Below are 17,062 nucleotides of genomic sequence, written 5' to 3' on the forward strand. Positions count from 1 at the left end.
TTATATCTGTTTCCCCCAGCTGAACTAATCGCTCTTTGTTGACAATTACGTGACCCACATGACTATTTACGTTGGAAACCTCTCTTACCACGCTACTGAAGAAGACTTAAGGTCTGTATTTGCAGACTACGGCGAAGTCAAAAGAGTAGTTTTACCCACTGACCGCGAAACAGGACGGATGCGTGGCTTTGCATTTGTAGAAATGAAGGAAGATGCCCAAGAAGACGCTGCTATTACCGAGTTAGATGGTGCAGAATGGATGGGTCGTCAACTGAGAGTCAATAAAGCCAAACCCAGGGAGGATAACCGACGGGAAGATAGTCGGGGAGGGAGTTGGAGTAAAAAACAAGATTTTTAATTAAGTAAGCCTTTAACCATAGCAGATTGTTTTCCAGTTAAGCAAAATTAATTTGCTGTAATTTGCTATAGATAATATATATACCCGGCTAGCTGTCAACAGGCAGCAAATTTTGAGGCTAGTCGGGCATTTTTGTTTGTCTGTAATATCTAGCTTTTGGCGTTGCAGGTTAATCCCAATGGAAGAACTGATAGAATTGCGCGAATTATTAAAAAGCGGCAACATATCCAGTGCGCTATTGATGATTGATGAAATGGAAGAAATGAGCAAAAAGGATATTCTCAATAAAATTCGTAGTTATGGCATCATCCTGCTTTTGCACTTGATCAAGCAAGAAATAGAAAAATGCACAACCCGGTATTGGGATGTATCGATCCGAAATGCGATTTTAGAAATTCAAGACTTGAATGCTCGTCCCAAATCTCAAGGCATATACCTTGATGATTGCGAACTCCGTGAATCTCTAGAAAGTGCATACCGTCAAGCAATTAACCAAGCTTCTTTAGAGATTAATGAAGGTCAATATGAATCATCTGAGCTTCAGCAGATGGTAAACAAACAAGACATTTGCCACAGAGCAATGGCTGCAATCTCAGTATTTCCCGATGATCAATAAGACTGGAAATCGTCGCGCCTTTGCGATTATGGGAAAAGCCGCCCCCAAATTTGAATTCTTTAGTTTATCTAAAATCATATTTAAGATATCAAAATACCTTTCTAAGATAGAGGCAGCAATTAAAAATTGCCATTGATAAACCTGACCCACAAGCAAAAAGCTAGGGAATAACAAAAATGACTCAAGCACCAGAATCTCTAGATTTTTCTATGAATGATGCCACGGATAAAAACTTAGATCGTGATTGTACAACGTTATCGCGTCACGTACTCCAGCAGATGCAAAGTTTCGGAGCCGATGCACAAGACTTGAGTATGCTGATGAATCGCATCGGTTTGGCGGGTAAGCTGGTGGCTCGTCGCCTCAGCCGTGCTGGTTTAATGGAAGGTGTGCTGGGATTTTCTGGAGATGTGAATGTCCAAGGCGAATCCGTCAAAAAGATGGATGTCTATGCCAATGACGTATTTATCTCGGTGTTTAAGCAAAGTGGCTTAGTCTGTCGCCTCGCTTCCGAGGAAATGGAAGAACCTTACTACATCCCAGAAAACTGCCCAGTTGGTCGCTATACCTTGCTCTATGACCCCATTGATGGCTCATCCAATACCGATACTAATCTGAGTTTGGGTTCGATTTTCTCTATTCGTCAGCAACAAGGCGATGATGTCGATCACAAAGCTACTGACCTTTTAACCAACGGACGCAAGCAAATTGCCGCCGGCTATATCTTATATGGCCCTAGCACAATGCTGGTCTATACTATTGGTAATGGCGTTCATTCTTTTACCCTCGACCCCAGTTTAGGGGAATTTATCCTCTCGGAAGAAAATATCACAATTCCTAACCACGGTTCTGTTTACAGCGTGAACGAAGGGAATTTTTGGCAGTGGGAAGAATCAATGCGGGAATATATCCGCTACGTCCACAGAACTGAAGGTTATACTGCTCGTTATAGTGGCGCGATGGTGAGTGATATCCATCGAATTTTAGTTCAAGGCGGCGTTTTTCTCTATCCTGGTACAATTCAAAGCCCAGAAGGGAAGTTGCGCTTGCTTTATGAATCTGCTCCTTTGGCTATGTTGATTGAACAAGCTGGTGGTCGTGCGACTACAGGTTTAGTCGATATTTTAGATGTAGTACCCAAGAAACTACATCAACGCACACCTTTAATTATTGGTAGTAAAGAAGATGTAGCTAAGGTGGAGTCTTTTATTCAAAACGGACACTAACCGCAGGGCAAAATTCGTAATTCGTAATTCGTAATTCGTAATTCGTAATTCGTAATTCCGACACCACAAGCGTTTTATTGACTGGTAAGCGGTTGTTTCTTTACACGGTGCTGCATGAGATGGGATAAACCTCTATCAGTAATGAGAAGTGAATTTTGGCTGTGTGATTGGATAATATCTGGGATTGGGGATGCACAATAGCCCTAGTGATGAATTAAAAATTACCTCAGCTGGTCGATGTCATAAGTGATTAGTAACGCCACAATTCAAAAGTAAGCATCAATATCAGATGTATTTTGCGTTTTTTCACTTAGAAACATCATTAACAGGAGTTAAAATAGAGCTATGGCTACCAACCATTTACTAGAAATTAAACAACATGGTCAAAGTATCTGGATGGATAACTTGAACCGTGAGGTTATTCAATCAGGTGAACTCAAAGACTTGGTAGAGAATCAGGGTATATCTGGGATTACTTCTAACCCAGCCATCTTTGAAAAGGCCATATCGAATAATGCGATGTATGATGCCGATATCGAAGCTGGTATTCGCGCTGGATTACCCACATACAAAATTTACGAATCCCTCGTTTTTGCAGATATTCGCAACGCTTGTGATATTCTGCGCTCTGTATATGAAGCCTCGAATAGACTGGATGGTTACGTTAGTATAGAAGTACCACCCACCATTGCCCATGATACGGAAGCATCAATAGCGGAAGCCCGGCGCTATTTCCAAGAAATTGGGCGGGAAAATTTGATGGTGAAAATTCCTGGTACAGTAGCTGGTTTACCCGCAGTAGAACAGGCGATCGCTGAAGGTATTAATATTAATACCACGCTGCTGTTTTCAGTCGATAGTTACATCAACACAGCCGAGGCTTATATGTGTGGCTTAGAAAAACGGTTAGCACAGGGTGGAGACATTAGCAAAATTGCTGCCGTGGCTAGCTTTTTTCTCAGTCGCATTGATAGCAACGTTGATGCCAAAATTGATGAAAAATTGAAGCGTGGTATTGATGATATCTCCCATGAGGCAAAACTGCAAGCTGTGAGGGGGAAGGTGGCGTTAGCGAAGCTCTCCGTAGGAATCGCTAACGCTAAAATTGCTTACCAGGAATACAAAAAGATTATTCAAAGCGACAGATGGCAATCCTTAGCAGCAAAAGGAGCTAAAGTACAACGGTTACTTTGGGCCAGCACCAGCACCAAAGACCCAAAATACAAAGATGTCATGTATGTTGAAGAGTTAATTGGTCCCGACACCGTTAACACCTTACCGCCGGCGACAATTGCCGCTTGTGCTGACCATTGCGATGTCGCTAGTCGCTTAGAAACAGGCGTTGAAGAAGCTTACCAACTGATGGAAAGCCTCAAAGATCCAGACATTAATATTGATCTAAATGTTGTCATGGACGAACTATTAGTGGAAGGTATTGACAAATTCGTTAAACCTTACGAGTCCTTGATGAACTCTTTAGAAAACAAAGTCAAGTTATTGTCGCCAGTGTAGACCTTAAAAGCACAACTCTTTTATAGACGCAATTCCCCAGCGTCTGATTAACACACCACACCCCACTGAAAACTTCTATGGTTAGTTTGCTAGAAAATCCCTTGCGCGTTGGTCTGCAACAGCAAGGGATGCCCGAACCCCAAATTATAGTCATCTTTGGCGCTTCTGGCGACCTTACCTGGCGTAAATTAGTGCCAGCACTGTACAAATTGCGGCGAGAAGGACGCATTCCACCAGAGACTACTATTGTCGGCGTGGCACGTCGAGAATGGACTCACGACTATTTTCGGGAACAAATGCAAAAGGGCATGGAAGAAGCTCATGCTAGTGTCCCTTTAGGAGAACTTTGGCAAGACTTTTCTAAAGGTTTATTCTACTGTCCTGGGGACATAGACAAACCGGAAAGCTATCAAAAGCTCAAAACCCTGTTAACCGAATTAGACGAGAAACGGAACACACGGGGAAACCGGATGTTCTACCTTTCCGTCGCCCCTAACTTCTTTCCTGAAGCCATTCGGCAACTAGGGGGAGGCGGAATGCTAGACGACCCCTACAAGCATCGTCTGGTAATTGAAAAACCCTTTGGTAGAGACTTAGCATCAGCTCAAAGTCTGAACCAAGTGGTGCAGAAATATTGCAAAGAAAATCAAGTCTATCGTATTGACCACTACTTAGGTAAAGAAACCGTTCAGAATTTGCTCGTATTCCGCTTCGCCAATGCGATATTTGAGCCGTTGTGGAATCGTCAATTTGTTGACCACGTACAAATTACTGTAGCTGAAACCGTAGGGGTAGAAGACCGGGCGGGTTACTATGAACAAGCCGGCGCACTCAGGGATATGTTGCAAAATCACCTCATGCAACTGTATTGCTTGACAGCAATGGAAGCACCTAACTCAATGGATGCCGATAGCATCCGCACGGAAAAAGTTAAGGTACTGCAAGCTACCCGTTTGGCTGATGTTCCCAATCTGTCACGTTCAGCAGTGCGTGGTCAATATAGTGGCGGCTGGATGAAGGGTAAGCAAGTTCCCGGCTATCATGATGAACCAGGCGTTGACCCCAATTCTGGCACACCCACTTATGTAGCCATGAAGTTCATGGTTGACAACTGGCGCTGGCAGGGTGTTCCTTTTTACCTACGGACAGGTAAGCGGATGCCGAAAAAAGTCAGTGAAATTTCCATTCACTTCCGCGATGTTCCTTCTCGGATGTTTCAATCTGCTTCTCAACAGCGAAATGCCAACATTTTAGCAATGCGGATTCAACCGAATGAAGGAATTTCTTTGCGTTTTGATGTGAAAATGCCAGGGGCAGAATTCCGCACTCGTTCTGTGGATATGGACTTTAGTTATGGTTCCTTTGGCATTCAAGCAACTTCTGATGCCTATGACCGCCTATTTCTAGATTGTATGATGGGCGATCAAACTTTGTTTACACGGGCGGATGAAGTTGAAGCAGCTTGGCAAATAGTAACTCCGGCGCTTTCTGTTTGGGATGCGCCCACAGACCCAGCTACCATTCCTCGGTATGAAGCTGGTACTTGGGAACCCGCAGAAGCAGAATTGTTAATTAACCAAGACGGTCGTAACTGGCGCAGACTGTAGATATGAGTCATTAGTTATTTGTCATTAGTCATTAGTAAAAATAAATGACCGATGACCAATGACCGATGACCGATGAGCAATGAGCAATGACCAATGACCAATGACCAATGACTAAACTACTATGATTTCCCAAGCACCTACAATTTTTTCACTTCAGGCACCAAAGGATATTTCGCTGACCGAAATAGAAACGGAACTGAATCAAATTTGGCAAAGTTACGGTATTACTGGTGATGACGGTGGGCTTCCTGCTGCTACTAGGGCGACAACTTTTACTCTAGTGGTTTACGAACCCGAAGAAACTCAGTATCTGTTAGCGGCGTTAGGGTTTTATGAAGGCCCGATTGATGGTATTGTCGGTCCACAAATGGCGGCGGCTTTACGGCAAGTACAAGTTAAATATGGGCTACCGGAAACTGGCACAGCTTCACCGGAAACGCTGGCTGTATTGCGGGAAGAATTCGCCAAACGTCAGGGAATGGGGGGTGCGGGAGACGGGGCTTCTTATAACTTCAGTCCCGCTAGTCCTACTATTGCTGATGAAATTGCTCTGCGTAATCCCTGCCGGATTATTGCTTTGTTCCCCATTGCTGGGGAAGATGAAGGGGTAAAAGCTCAAGTTTCTGCCTACTGTCCGATTCAAAAGCAATCCTCAAGTACACTTATATGTTGTGAATACATTACTTTGAGTGGAACTGCTGCTGCTTTAGAACGAGTAGGAGGTATGATTCCGGCTTTATTAATTGGCGGTTTGCCGAAGTTTCTTTGGTGGAAGGCGACACCAGACCCCAATAACAATCTATTCAAAAGATTGGCGGGAATCTGCAATAATGTGATTGTTGATTCTTGCGACTTTAACGAGCCTGAAACTGATTTACTCAGTCTGCAAGAGTTGGTAAAAGCTAATATCCCCTTAGCTGATTTGAACTGGAGACGGTTGTCAGCATGGCAAGAATTGACGGCTCAAGCTTATGACTCACCCCATCGTCGCGCTGCACTCAAAGAAATTGACCGGGTGACGATTGACTATGAAAAAGGCAATCCAGCCCAAGCTTTGCTGTTTTTGGGTTGGTTGGCGAGTCGTTTGGAATGGTCGCCTGTTTCTTATAAAAAGGAAACTGGAGATTATGAAATTACTCAAATTCGCTTTGTTTCCCAAGACCAGCGTCAAGTGGAAGCTGAGTTAGCGGGTGTTCCTGTGGCTGATGTGGGTGAAGTTCTGGGTGATGTAATTGCTTTGCGCCTGAGTTCGACAAATCCCGAAGCAGATTGTGGTACGGTAATTTGTTCTGAAACTGGCGGTTGTATGCGAATGGAAACCCACGGTGGCGCACAAGCTGCTGGTCTGTTTCAACAGGTGGGTTCACTTTCGGAACAAAAGGCTGAGGCTTTGTTGAGTCAGCAAGTTTTACGTTGGGGTCGGGAGTCACTTTTTGAGGAAAGTTTGGCAGTTATCGCCAAGACTCTCAATTTAGCTAATTGACCCCTTTTTGTCTGAATGACTGTAGGGATGCTAAAGCTATTCGATCCAAAAAAGCAGACAATTGTCTGCTTTTTCTTCCTATTTGCACAGTTCGATTAAGCTCATATACTCTTTGAAACAGTGACACAAATATTTTTTCCCACAACTAGAGCAAGTTTTAGGAAATCAGCCGTATTCTTAGAAGGTAAACGTAGTACGAACCGTGCCAACATAAATTTTGTCATTACTATTATTATGTTCTGGATTTGTAATGACAAATAATCCCGGAGTTATTGCCAGATCATCTGTGAGTTGAAAGTTGTAAAAGACTTCTAAATGTAAAGATGTATCTTCATCTTCAAAGGTATCACCGAAACTATTATAAGTCACTTTAGGTGGTTGTCCCACTACAAATCCGACAAAGTTCCCTTCTTTGCCAATATCGGTGAGAGCTAGCAGTACTGCCCATGTGGAGATTACGGCATTTGGGTTTGCTGGTAAATTTTCTGCTGTTGCATGAATAAAACCAACTCGACCACCAAGGGTGAAATTGGGGTTAAGTTGCCAAGCAGCTTCTGCACCAAAGGAATGAGCAGCGATCGCATCGGCCTGATTATTAAACGGATTGCCAGTTAATTCACTACCAGTTCCCGTATTCAGATTATTGTAAGAGTGGAGATAGGTAAAGCTGATTGCTGTGTTTTTAGTCGGTTCCAGGGTAAGTTGAGCGATGCCTGCGGCGAGCGAAGCTATCGCACCGTAAGGACTAGCAAAAATCCCCCTCTCTGGATTAGCTGCATCGCTGGTGACATATCCCAATGACAAATTCAGAGTGTCACTCAAATTATGAGAAATACCAATACCAGCACCACCACCTTGGCGGCGAATGGGGTTTTCTCTGCCAAATGTAGAAATTGATCCGTCTCCACTACCGCTAAAAAGAGGATTGACACTCGGAACAAAGTCACCTAATCCTCCTCCCAAAGCGTACAAAGTCATGCGTGTTTGCTGACTGAGGGGAAATTTATACTCTAGTTCATCTAATTCCACCTCATTGTCATCATCACCATCAAATCCCAAATTTGCCATTTGAGTTCCAGTAAAATCTGCCAACTCTGGCGTGTTGCGCGCTTGTAGGCGGAGTTTCATTTCGTCTTTGCCAGTAAAACTAGTTTCTAAGCTCAGACGAACGCGATCGCTAAATACCAAATTCTCATTTATTCGCTTATCGCTACTGTTGGCTTTTTTACCCCCAGCAAATCCACTCACAGCAAAAATAATCTCTCCTTCCAGTTCAACTTGGGGTGAAAATTGTTGTGTTTGCAGTGTAGCAATTTTATTTTCTAATAAATCTACTCGTTTTTCTAGAGTTACTAATTCTGCCGAAAATTCTGTTTGTAATCGTTGGAGTGTTGTTAAAGTTTCTCGATTAATAATATTTGAATTTGTGTTTTTAATTAGCTCCTTTATCTGCGTAATGCAAGTATTTAATTCTGTAGCAAATTGGTGGCGATTTATAGTTTGATTGCTATTTAGAGTGAAATTATTAATACAGTTATATTGGTTAATTAATGATTTAAATGTTTTAAATTCCCAACTATCAATCCTAATATCAGATAATTGAGATACGGATGTTATTTGATGTTCTGAAATTACGGGCGTGGCATTAGCTTGAGTTATGCTGTGCAAAGCTAAGGAACTAATTAAACCAATTTTTAAGAAATAACTAGAAGCTCTCAATGCTCTCTCCTAAAAGTAAGAAAATAGAATAATTACTGTTGCTGGGGAAATAATATGGATTTTTTGCACGCAGAGGCGCAGAGTCGCAGAGATTGGGAGTTTAAATAATATGTAGGCGCTGTTCGCATAGGTTTAATAATGCTGCGGTAAAAGGACGGCGTTCTGGAAATTGAGTGCTGATTTGAATATGTCTGACTAAGGTGAGGGTGGTGTAAGTTTCAATAGCAAAACGGAATTTATCTTCTGTCAGTTGCAGAAATGTTTCAGTTAGAGTTTTTTCACATTCGTGCAATGCTTCTGAATTACCAAAGGTGCGAATACTGTATTCTTTTATGTGACCGATGTAGTTACCAATATCCAGCGCCGGATTACCTTCACAATATAAATCTAGGTCGATGAGATATAAACGAGAATTATTAATAATCACTTGATCGGGATAGAAATCACGATGAATACCACAGCGTTTTGTTTCTGGAGTGTTTTGTCCTAAATGGTCACATTTTTCTAAGATTTTTTCTAAACGTGCTTGCCATTCGGGATGTTGTTGTATGACTAATGAAATGCGTTCATGTAAAATTCGCAGTTCGTCTGACATAGTATGAGAACGGCGCGGAGGAATGTTAGTTTGATGAAGTTTATGAGCAGCTTCAGCAATTCGTTTTGCTAGTAAAAGATTGCTTTCTTGTGAGAGTAATCGAGTAGCGATATCACCCTCAACCTTACGCTGTAACCACATATGCCATTGTGGAATTATCCCTACAGGTTCGGGTACAGAAATCCCATCAGCACTATCATCACCAAATCCCGATTCCCACAAAGATTTTTGTAACTCATAACTATGATAATCGGTTCCCTTAGCCCTCACCTTCCCAATCAGAGTAATCATTTCCCCAGAATCATGAATAAATTCATATTCAATCAAACAACGCCGCCCAGGCTTATGACGAATAACTTCAATTTTTTGCAATTGCATATTTTCAGACTTAACCAAACACCGACCAAAACATTCTTCCACCTGCACCGGATCAATTGCAGCCGACAAAAAAGGCATCTTACCATCAACTAAATTCACTAACACTTTGCGTACCTTTGCGCTTACCTCAGCGTTCCTTTGCGTTAAAAAACTCCTTCCTCTCTCCACCCTCAATTCCCATAGCACACTGCACCTGATACAAAGCCGCATAACGCCCATTCTGTGCCATCAATTCCCAATGAGAACCTTGTTCCACCACCCGCCCACCTTCCAGATAAACAATAATATCTGCGCGAGTTGCAAAATAAAGGTCATGAGTAATTAAAAAAGTCGTGCAATTTGCCGACAACCTTTGCAGCGCAGCAATCACAGCCTTCTCATTCCCCTTATCTAACCCCGTAGTGGGTTCATCTAAAATCAAGATAGGAGCTTGACGAATAGCCGCACGTGCGATCGCAATACGTTGGCGTTGTCCACCAGAAAGGGTTGCGCCTCTTTCCCCTACCAGCGTGTCGTATCCTTGGGGTAAACCTGCGATAAAATCATCAGCATTCGCTAAACGAGCCGCATCTTCAATTTCCGCATCAGACACCCCAGCAATCCCGTAGGCGATATTTTCTCGAATAGAAGCTGCAAATAACAAACTATCTTGCAAAACTACACTAATTTGCGGACGTAATGATGCTAATGTATAGTCTCTGATATCCCGCCCATCAATCATTACCTGTCCTGATGTCGGGTCATAAAGGCGTAATAATAGACTGACTAACGTAGATTTACCACCACCGGAAGTCCCCACGATCGCGACTTGCTGTCCCGGTTGAATTTTTAAGTTAATATCTTGTAGCAGAACTTGTCCTGAATCATAAGCAAAGTCAACGTGATCAAAACGCACCGCACCTTGAAAAATCGGGGCGGGAATTGCATTAGGCGCATCACGGACATCAGGTTCCTCTTGTAAGACATCTAAAATTCGCTCACCAGAAGCAGCCGCTTTAGCGAGTCTCGCCGTGTACTTAGCGAAGTTCTGCACTGGCTTAAAGGCATTCTTCAGGTAGGTAAGAAATACCAGCACATCCCCAGGTGTTAAAGCATCGCGCAGCGCCAGCCAAGAGCCGTACCATAAAACAATTGCTGTTCCCAGGGCAATCACCGCATCAACGGTACGTTCTAAATGAGCCGCTAGCCGTTGGGTTTTGACGCTTTCTTTGAGACTGCGCTGATTTTGTCGAGCAAACACTCGCGCAAAGGCATCTTGTAACGAGAGGGCTTTCACCAGTTTAATCGCAGCAATAGACTCAGCCGCCGTCGCCGCTACCGCCCCTTCTTGTTTGCGTTGCTTTAATGAAGACTCTCGAATGCGCTGGCTGAGTCGATTGGTAACTAACCAAAATAACGGTAGTGTGAATAGTGCCAGTAGGGTGAGGCTGGGATTCATCCAAAACATCACCCCAATCATGCCAAATAGGGTGAGAATGCTGACTACTAGCGGTAATGCTGCGGTGATCATAATCTCTTGCAGACGGCTAGCATCGCTACTGACACGCACAATTAAATCGCCGCTACGAGCCTTGGTGTGATAACCCAAAGACAAATCTTGGAGATGACGATACAAATGATTTCGCACTTCACCCATAACTCGGCTACCGACTGTTGCTAGTCCGACAGTACTCCAATAAGCGGCAAAGGCGCGTAATCCGGTAAGGATGAGAACAGCAACTGCTGAAAATGTCAGTAATGTTACTGGCTCTAGTTCAGAAATTATGGGAATATTAGTGGGTGGATTGTCCCGAATCAGAACATAATCAAAGACAAACTTGAGCGGCCAGGGTTCCAGTACCCGGAGGGCGACATCTGCAATTAGAGCGATCGCAGAAATTAAAATTAGTCCAGATTGGGGACGAATGTAAGGCCAAAAATAAGCTAGAACTGAGCGTAAACCAGAAGGTTTTGACATTTATTGTCTCACCTCCACAGAAAGTCCAGCTATATGGAGAATTTGTTGAGCGATCGCATCCCAAGTATGATGTGCAATGACTGTGTTTCGGGCAGCTTGTCCTAAACTATGACGGAGAGTAGGCGATCGCCATAATATTTCTAAAGCATTTGTCAAAGCGATCGCATCACCAGGAGGACAGAGAATACCATTCACCCCTGGATCAATTAAATCTACCAATTGCCCAATCCGGCTGACAACCACAGGTAAACCAGCCGCCATATATTCATACACTTTCAACGGAGAGAAGTAAAAATCAGACTGCGCCGCATAGGGTGCAACAGCAACATCCATTTTTGCCAACAATTGGGGAATTTGCTCAGGACTCACCGCCCCTGTAAATTGAGTATGAGTGTCTAATCCTTTTGCAGCTAATTCCGTAGCCAGATTTTCTCGTTCGGGTCCATCACCCACAATTAAAAGTTTGGTATTAGGAACACGTTGAGACAAAAGAGCAAAAGCCTCAGTGAGAATTGGCAAACCGTGCCAAGGTTTCAAAGTACCGACAAATCCCACAGTAAAAGTTTCTGATTTCGGGGCAGAATCAACAGCAGAAAAACGCTGAGGATTTACCCCATTAGGAATCACATAAACCTTAGACTCATCCACATAATCCATGAGATAAGTTTTCACCTCCTGCGAAACAGCAATCAATGCCGTAGCAGCATTAAAAACCCGATGAGCAACAGTTTCAGCACCTTTTTGATCAATCAAACCGCGATGGGTTGCCTGTTCAGTAATCAGAGGTGAATTTACCTCTAACAATCCCGGAATTCCCCTAGATTGGGCAAATTCCATTGCGCCATAACTCCAGAGAGAATAACGCTCATAAATCAAATCAAAACAGCCAACCTTCTCCAAAGCCAAACCCAAATCAGGATTCATCCCCAAAGCCACCTGCTCCCTTACCGCCCTTTCTTGTTTCGGAATAGGTGGAAGCTGATGAACCGCAACATTAATTAAATCTGCCGGTAACTCACCCCCAACGCGAGTAGCAAACAAATCCACTTGTCCACCTTGCCCAAGTAATGCTCGGATCACCTCCTGAACATGAATAGAACAACCCTTTTGCCCAAAAACAGGAACTCCCGCATCAGCACAAACATAAGCAACTCGCACCTCTCAAACCTCCTCTGCGCCTTTGCGCCTTTGCGTGAGAAATAAACCCCGTAACATAGCCGCATTAAGATAAATATCAAACTCAGCTTCAATTAACTCCCTAGCCCGACGTGACAACTCAACCCGCAAAGCCGAATTAATCAGGAATCTTCCCAGAGCAGAGGCTAATGCCTCAGCATCATGTTGTGGCACAATTAACCCAGTCTCCCCATCACGTACCAACTCCGGAATCCCCGTCACATCCGTACTCACACAAGGAGTTCCCAAAGCCATTGCTTCCAGTAAAACCGTAGGTAAACCATCCCGATTACCATCTTTGCCAATCACATAAGGCGCTGCAAACACAGCCCCTTGCTGCATCAACTCAAACACCTCATTTTGAGGACGCGGCCCCAAAATTTCTACAAGATATTCCAATCCTAAATCTTGAATTTGCTGTCTGAGTGCAGATTCTAAAGTTCCTGTACCGACAATTTGACACCGGAACGCATAATTTTTTTGCTTCAAAATGGCACAAGCATCAATCAAAATCGATAACCCTTTCTTCTCAATTAATCGCCCCACGGAAATAATCAAAGGAGAACGATTAGCCGGAGAAGAATATTGTAATTGTCGTAAATCCAAGCCATTGTAAATGCGCTTAACTGACTTTGCAGCGACACCGTAGGTTTTTTGTAAATAGTTGAGATTATAATCACTGACAGTGACAACAGTCGCAGCATCCTTTAACTTGCGTTCCATATCGGCAAATTCCACACTTTCATGAAAGATATCTTTAGCATGAGCAGTAAAAGTGTAGGGAATGCCTGTAAAGTGAGATGCTAGGCGAGCTACACTGGTGGCGACAGTGCCAAAGTGCGCGTGTAAATGAGTTATGCCTTTGAGTTGCGCCTCTCGTGCTAACCATGCAGCCTGGTAAACAGTGCCGGCTGGTTCACCTTCAGCCATTGACAATTTTGACCAAAAATCGGGGATAACCTGACTAGCTTCCTGTAATTCTGCCCAAAAATAGCTTGCGGCTGTAGGAGCTAGACTATTGAGAGATGCGCTCACCCGTCCTTGAATTGGTTTACGAATGTAGGTTACAGGCGCGCGTACCTGAGAAATAATATTTTGAAAATGAGTATCACACGGTGGTCTGAGGGCAAAAATTTCTATATTTAAGCCTGCTGCTTCATGAGCTAAAATTTCATTAACAACAAAGGTTTCAGAATATCGAGGATAACGTTTGAGAACATAACCAACACTTGTCATAATTCGTAATTCGTAATTCGTAATTCGTAATTTAAGAAGGTGCTATTTTAGTATTCCTTAACTCATCTATCTTTATTCAAGAGGCTTGTTGTGATGAATGATCGGCAGACATGAGTATTTCATCGACGAATTGGACAATACTAATGAGTCCATTGAGATCAACACAATTACGAACTTGTGGTGGCTCGCCTGCTTGCATTAACCAGTCTGTCAATGCTTGGGATGTTAAGTTACGCGGGTGCAACATATCAGTTAAACCAAGTTCCTGTAAGCGTTCGGCACGAATCAATTGCTCTCGCCGGGGTTTTGTTCGAGGTATGATTAGCGATCGCTTTTGAAATGACAACAATTCACAAGTTGTGTTGTAACCGCCCATAGAAATCACCCGTTCGGCGCGATTGAGTAACAGCGTCGGCTCGGTTAAATATTCCAACACCCGCAAATTATCCCGTTTAGCAGCATAGTTTTGAAGTTGTTGTCTGATTTTTCGCGGCATAAACGGCCCTGTCAAAATGATCCCGTTCATCTCTGGTGGTAGTTCAGCATGAGCAAATGCTTCTGCTAACAGCGCTCCGTCTTGTCCACCACCTACCAAGCATAATGCTAATCTTTCCGATGGGAGATTCAGCGATTTAAATGCTTGAACGCTTTCGATATCCATGAATTTGAGGCGGCTACGCTGGTCAAGGTAGCCCGTGTAGCGAATTTTTGACAAAGTTTTTCCATGAAAGTTATACTCTGCTGCTAGGTCATAGATAGCGGGATCACCATACACCCAAACTGCATCATAGTAGGTTTGAATCGCCTCCTCGTTAGCTCCTCGCTGCCAATCTCGACGCACAGAAGCCGGTTCATCTAAAATATCTCGTAGACCTAGAATGCAGCGTGTTTTTCCTTCGTTACGCAAGTAATCTAGGGTAGGATCTAGCTCTCTGACTGCTCCTCTGGGGACATTATCTACAATAAAAATATCAGGTTTAAAAGTTTTAATTGTGGTTAAAATAACTTGCGATCGCAATGTAATAATTTCCGGTAATGACAGATCCAATCTTCTTGCTTGATACTGCCCATGAATATTTTTGTGCAAAGCAGGTAAAATCAAACAATCTACACCTGGAGGTGTGGGGACATTGCTCGCATCTGGGATGCCACTAATCATTAAAACATCAAGTTCTAGGGGTGAACATCCTAAAGTTTGAGCAATCAACAAATTACGGCGTTTGTGTCCTAGCCCCATTGTGTCGTGGGAATATAAAGCAATCCGCCACTTACCAGGATGACTAGATAAATTATTCACCTCTGAAGATGCGACCTTAGCCGAAGCTCCGGTGATCTCTCCAGAATGGGGGAAAAAGTTGTTCATTTACACTCCTGACAAAAGTTTAATCCGGTAATTCATCCCATTTTGATGGCAATATCCACATAATCAGCCTGCCTATGCAGGCTCAGTTCACCAGTCTTATACTTCAGCCTGTAGGTGGATAATTTGCTAGTCAGGCTGGACTAAAAATTTCCCAAATTGAAACAACACTATTAAAAAAGATAACTTTATATTTATGGAAATTAGGGACTTCCAAATAAAAAAATACTCAACCACCTAACGTAAAAAATCTCTCCAACCCTGATTCCTCTGTGTCCTCTGCGCCTGGAGTGGTAGCCTTCGGCAAGCTACGCTAACGTTTATTTGGATAATTTATTTCTTGGAAGTCCTTAATAGCGCTTGGGGAATGAGATAATTAGCAATGCTGCCCAATTACCAAATCTCAATTACCTCAAGCCTATGGCTTTAGTCATTGCCGGAGAACGGAGTGGAGTGGGTAAGACAACTGTCACCCTCACCCTTTTAGCTTCTTTGCGTCGTCGTGGTTTAGGGGTACAATCTTTTAAGGTTGGTCCCGACTACATTGACCCGATGTTTCACGGCTATGTAACTGGTCGTGCTTGTCGTAATTTAGATGCAGTATTGACTTCTGAGGCTTATGTGCAGAAATGTTTTGCCAATTATAGCCCACAGTGTGAATATTCCCTGGTGGAAGGGGTGATGGGTCTATTTGATGGCGTGAAGGAAATTGAAAATAACGAAGAATCTGTAATTAAGACTGATTTTGCCAGTACGGCACACATTGCAAGACTTTTAGATTTACCTGTGGTGTTGGTAATTGATTGCAGTCGTTTGTCTGGTTCTGTAGCGGCGATCGCTCACGGATATTGTACCTTTGATTCTAGAATTAAAATTGCTGGGGTTGTCTTAAATCGGGTGGGAAGCGATCGCCATTTATCCCTACTCAAAGATGCTCTCGCCGCATTACAATTACCCATACTCGGCGTATTGCGTCGCCAAGATAATATTACCATCCCTGATCGTCATCTGGGTTTAGTTCCCACCTCCGAACTGCCCGAATTGGATACTGTAATTGAACGTCTGGCTGATTTAGGAGATACTTGCTTTGATTGGCAAAAATTACTACCCCTCTTAAAATCCCCTCATTCCTCTACACCCTACACCCCACTCCCTACACCCTACATCAAGATTGCCATTGCACGCGATCGCGCCTTTAATTTTTACTATCAAGATAATCTCGACTTACTGCAAAACTTAGGTGCAGAATTAGTATTTTGGAGTCCCTTAGAAGATGCAGAACTACCACCGGATGTGCAAGGAATGTACTTTGGTGGTGGGTTCCCAGAAGTCTACGCACAGAAGCTTGCAGCCAATACCAGCGCCATGCAAACAGTAAAAACGGCAATTTTATCAGGAATGCCCACAATAGCCGAATGTGGGGGTTTAATGTACTTGTGTGAGCAAATTATTGATTTTGACGGTAACTCCTGGCCAATGGTAGGAATATTACCCACATCTGCTGTCATGGGTGGACGTTTAACATTAGGATATCGTCGCGCCGTCGCCTTACAAGATAATCTCTTGATACCAGCACAGACGAATATTTACGGACATGAATTTCATCGTTCTAGTTTAAGTGTAAATCCCCAGAATCCCTTGTTTCAAACTTATCGCTACGACTGTGACGAAAACATGGGAACAGAAGGATGGACTTCACCCTCAAACCTCCACGCCTCCTATATTCACTTACACTGGGGACAAAGCCCAGAAATACCACAGCAGTTTCTCAAACAATGTCTCAAAAAACCTGATCATAAAACTCTCCGCGCCTCTGCTTACTGAGCGAAGTCGAAGTAT

General features: G+C 43.3%; 13 protein-coding genes. 7 read left to right on the top strand and 6 right to left on the bottom strand.

Annotated features, from left to right (window positions below; translation table 11 throughout):
- Positions 1–58 precede the first annotated feature (58 nt).
- The 6 genes from ACM0OW_RS05870 to opcA all read left to right on the top strand — a co-directional run bounded on the left by ACM0OW_RS05870 (position 59) and on the right by opcA (position 6,802).
- A complete protein-coding gene (locus ACM0OW_RS05870) occupies positions 59–358 on the top strand; it encodes an RNA recognition motif domain-containing protein (protein ID WP_414549095.1) in 300 nt (99 codons plus the stop codon).
- Between the two features lie 178 nt (positions 359–536).
- Positions 537–974, top strand: a complete 438-nt coding sequence (locus tag ACM0OW_RS05875) for a DUF29 family protein (RefSeq protein ID WP_414549096.1) — start codon at positions 537–539, stop codon at positions 972–974.
- Positions 975–1,150: 176 nt separating this feature from the next.
- On the top strand, positions 1,151–2,200 hold the full coding sequence (fbp, locus tag ACM0OW_RS05880) for a class 1 fructose-bisphosphatase (protein ID WP_414549097.1): 1,050 nt from the start codon (positions 1,151–1,153) through the stop codon (positions 2,198–2,200).
- 345 nt (positions 2,201–2,545) lie between these two features.
- A complete protein-coding gene (gene tal / locus ACM0OW_RS05885) occupies positions 2,546–3,712 on the top strand; it encodes a transaldolase (protein WP_414549098.1) in 1,167 nt (388 codons plus the stop codon).
- Between the two features lie 77 nt (positions 3,713–3,789).
- On the top strand, positions 3,790–5,319 hold the full coding sequence (gene zwf / locus ACM0OW_RS05890; RefSeq protein ID WP_414549099.1) for a glucose-6-phosphate dehydrogenase: 1,530 nt from the start codon (positions 3,790–3,792) through the stop codon (positions 5,317–5,319).
- A 121-nt stretch (positions 5,320–5,440) separates the two neighbouring features.
- Positions 5,441–6,802 carry a glucose-6-phosphate dehydrogenase assembly protein OpcA gene (gene opcA / locus ACM0OW_RS05895; protein ID WP_414549100.1) on the top strand — a complete coding sequence of 454 codons (1,362 nt, stop codon included), beginning with the start codon at positions 5,441–5,443 and terminating at the stop codon, positions 6,800–6,802.
- A 177-nt stretch (positions 6,803–6,979) separates the two neighbouring features.
- On the opposite strand, the gene ACM0OW_RS05900 is transcribed toward opcA, so the two are convergent.
- From ACM0OW_RS05900 to ACM0OW_RS05925, 6 genes are all read right to left on the bottom strand, one after another.
- On the bottom strand, positions 6,980–8,521 hold the full coding sequence (locus tag ACM0OW_RS05900) for an iron uptake porin (RefSeq protein ID WP_414549101.1): 1,542 nt from the start codon (positions 8,519–8,521) through the stop codon (positions 6,980–6,982).
- A 100-nt stretch (positions 8,522–8,621) separates the two neighbouring features.
- On the bottom strand, positions 8,622–9,599 hold the full coding sequence (locus ACM0OW_RS05905) for a phosphotransferase (protein WP_414549102.1): 978 nt from the start codon (positions 9,597–9,599) through the stop codon (positions 8,622–8,624).
- Positions 9,600–9,621: 22 nt separating this feature from the next.
- Positions 9,622–11,451, bottom strand: coding sequence for an ABC transporter ATP-binding protein (locus tag ACM0OW_RS05910; protein ID WP_414549103.1), 1,830 nt, complete (start codon positions 11,449–11,451; stop codon positions 9,622–9,624).
- Positions 11,452–12,609 (bottom strand): glycosyltransferase family 4 protein, encoded by a 1,158-nt coding sequence (locus ACM0OW_RS05915; RefSeq protein WP_414549104.1) that lies wholly within the window; start codon positions 12,607–12,609, stop codon positions 11,452–11,454.
- Positions 12,610–12,612: 3 nt separating this feature from the next.
- Positions 12,613–13,866 (bottom strand): glycosyltransferase, encoded by a 1,254-nt coding sequence (locus ACM0OW_RS05920; protein WP_414549187.1) that lies wholly within the window; start codon positions 13,864–13,866, stop codon positions 12,613–12,615.
- 73 nt (positions 13,867–13,939) lie between these two features.
- Complete coding sequence (locus ACM0OW_RS05925; RefSeq protein WP_414549105.1) at positions 13,940–15,226, bottom strand: glycosyltransferase family protein; 1,287 nt, start codon at positions 15,224–15,226, stop codon at positions 13,940–13,942.
- Positions 15,227–15,643: 417 nt separating this feature from the next.
- On the opposite strand from ACM0OW_RS05925, the gene ACM0OW_RS05930 reads away from it, so the two are divergent.
- Positions 15,644–17,047, top strand: coding sequence for a cobyrinate a,c-diamide synthase (locus tag ACM0OW_RS05930; RefSeq protein ID WP_414549106.1), 1,404 nt, complete (start codon positions 15,644–15,646; stop codon positions 17,045–17,047).
- Positions 17,048–17,062: the final 15 nt, after the last annotated feature.

It is taken from the genome of Anabaena sp. CCY 0017 (assembly GCF_963920885.1).
In the GTDB taxonomy this organism is placed as follows: Bacteria; Cyanobacteriota; Cyanobacteriia; order Cyanobacteriales; family Nostocaceae; genus Nodularia.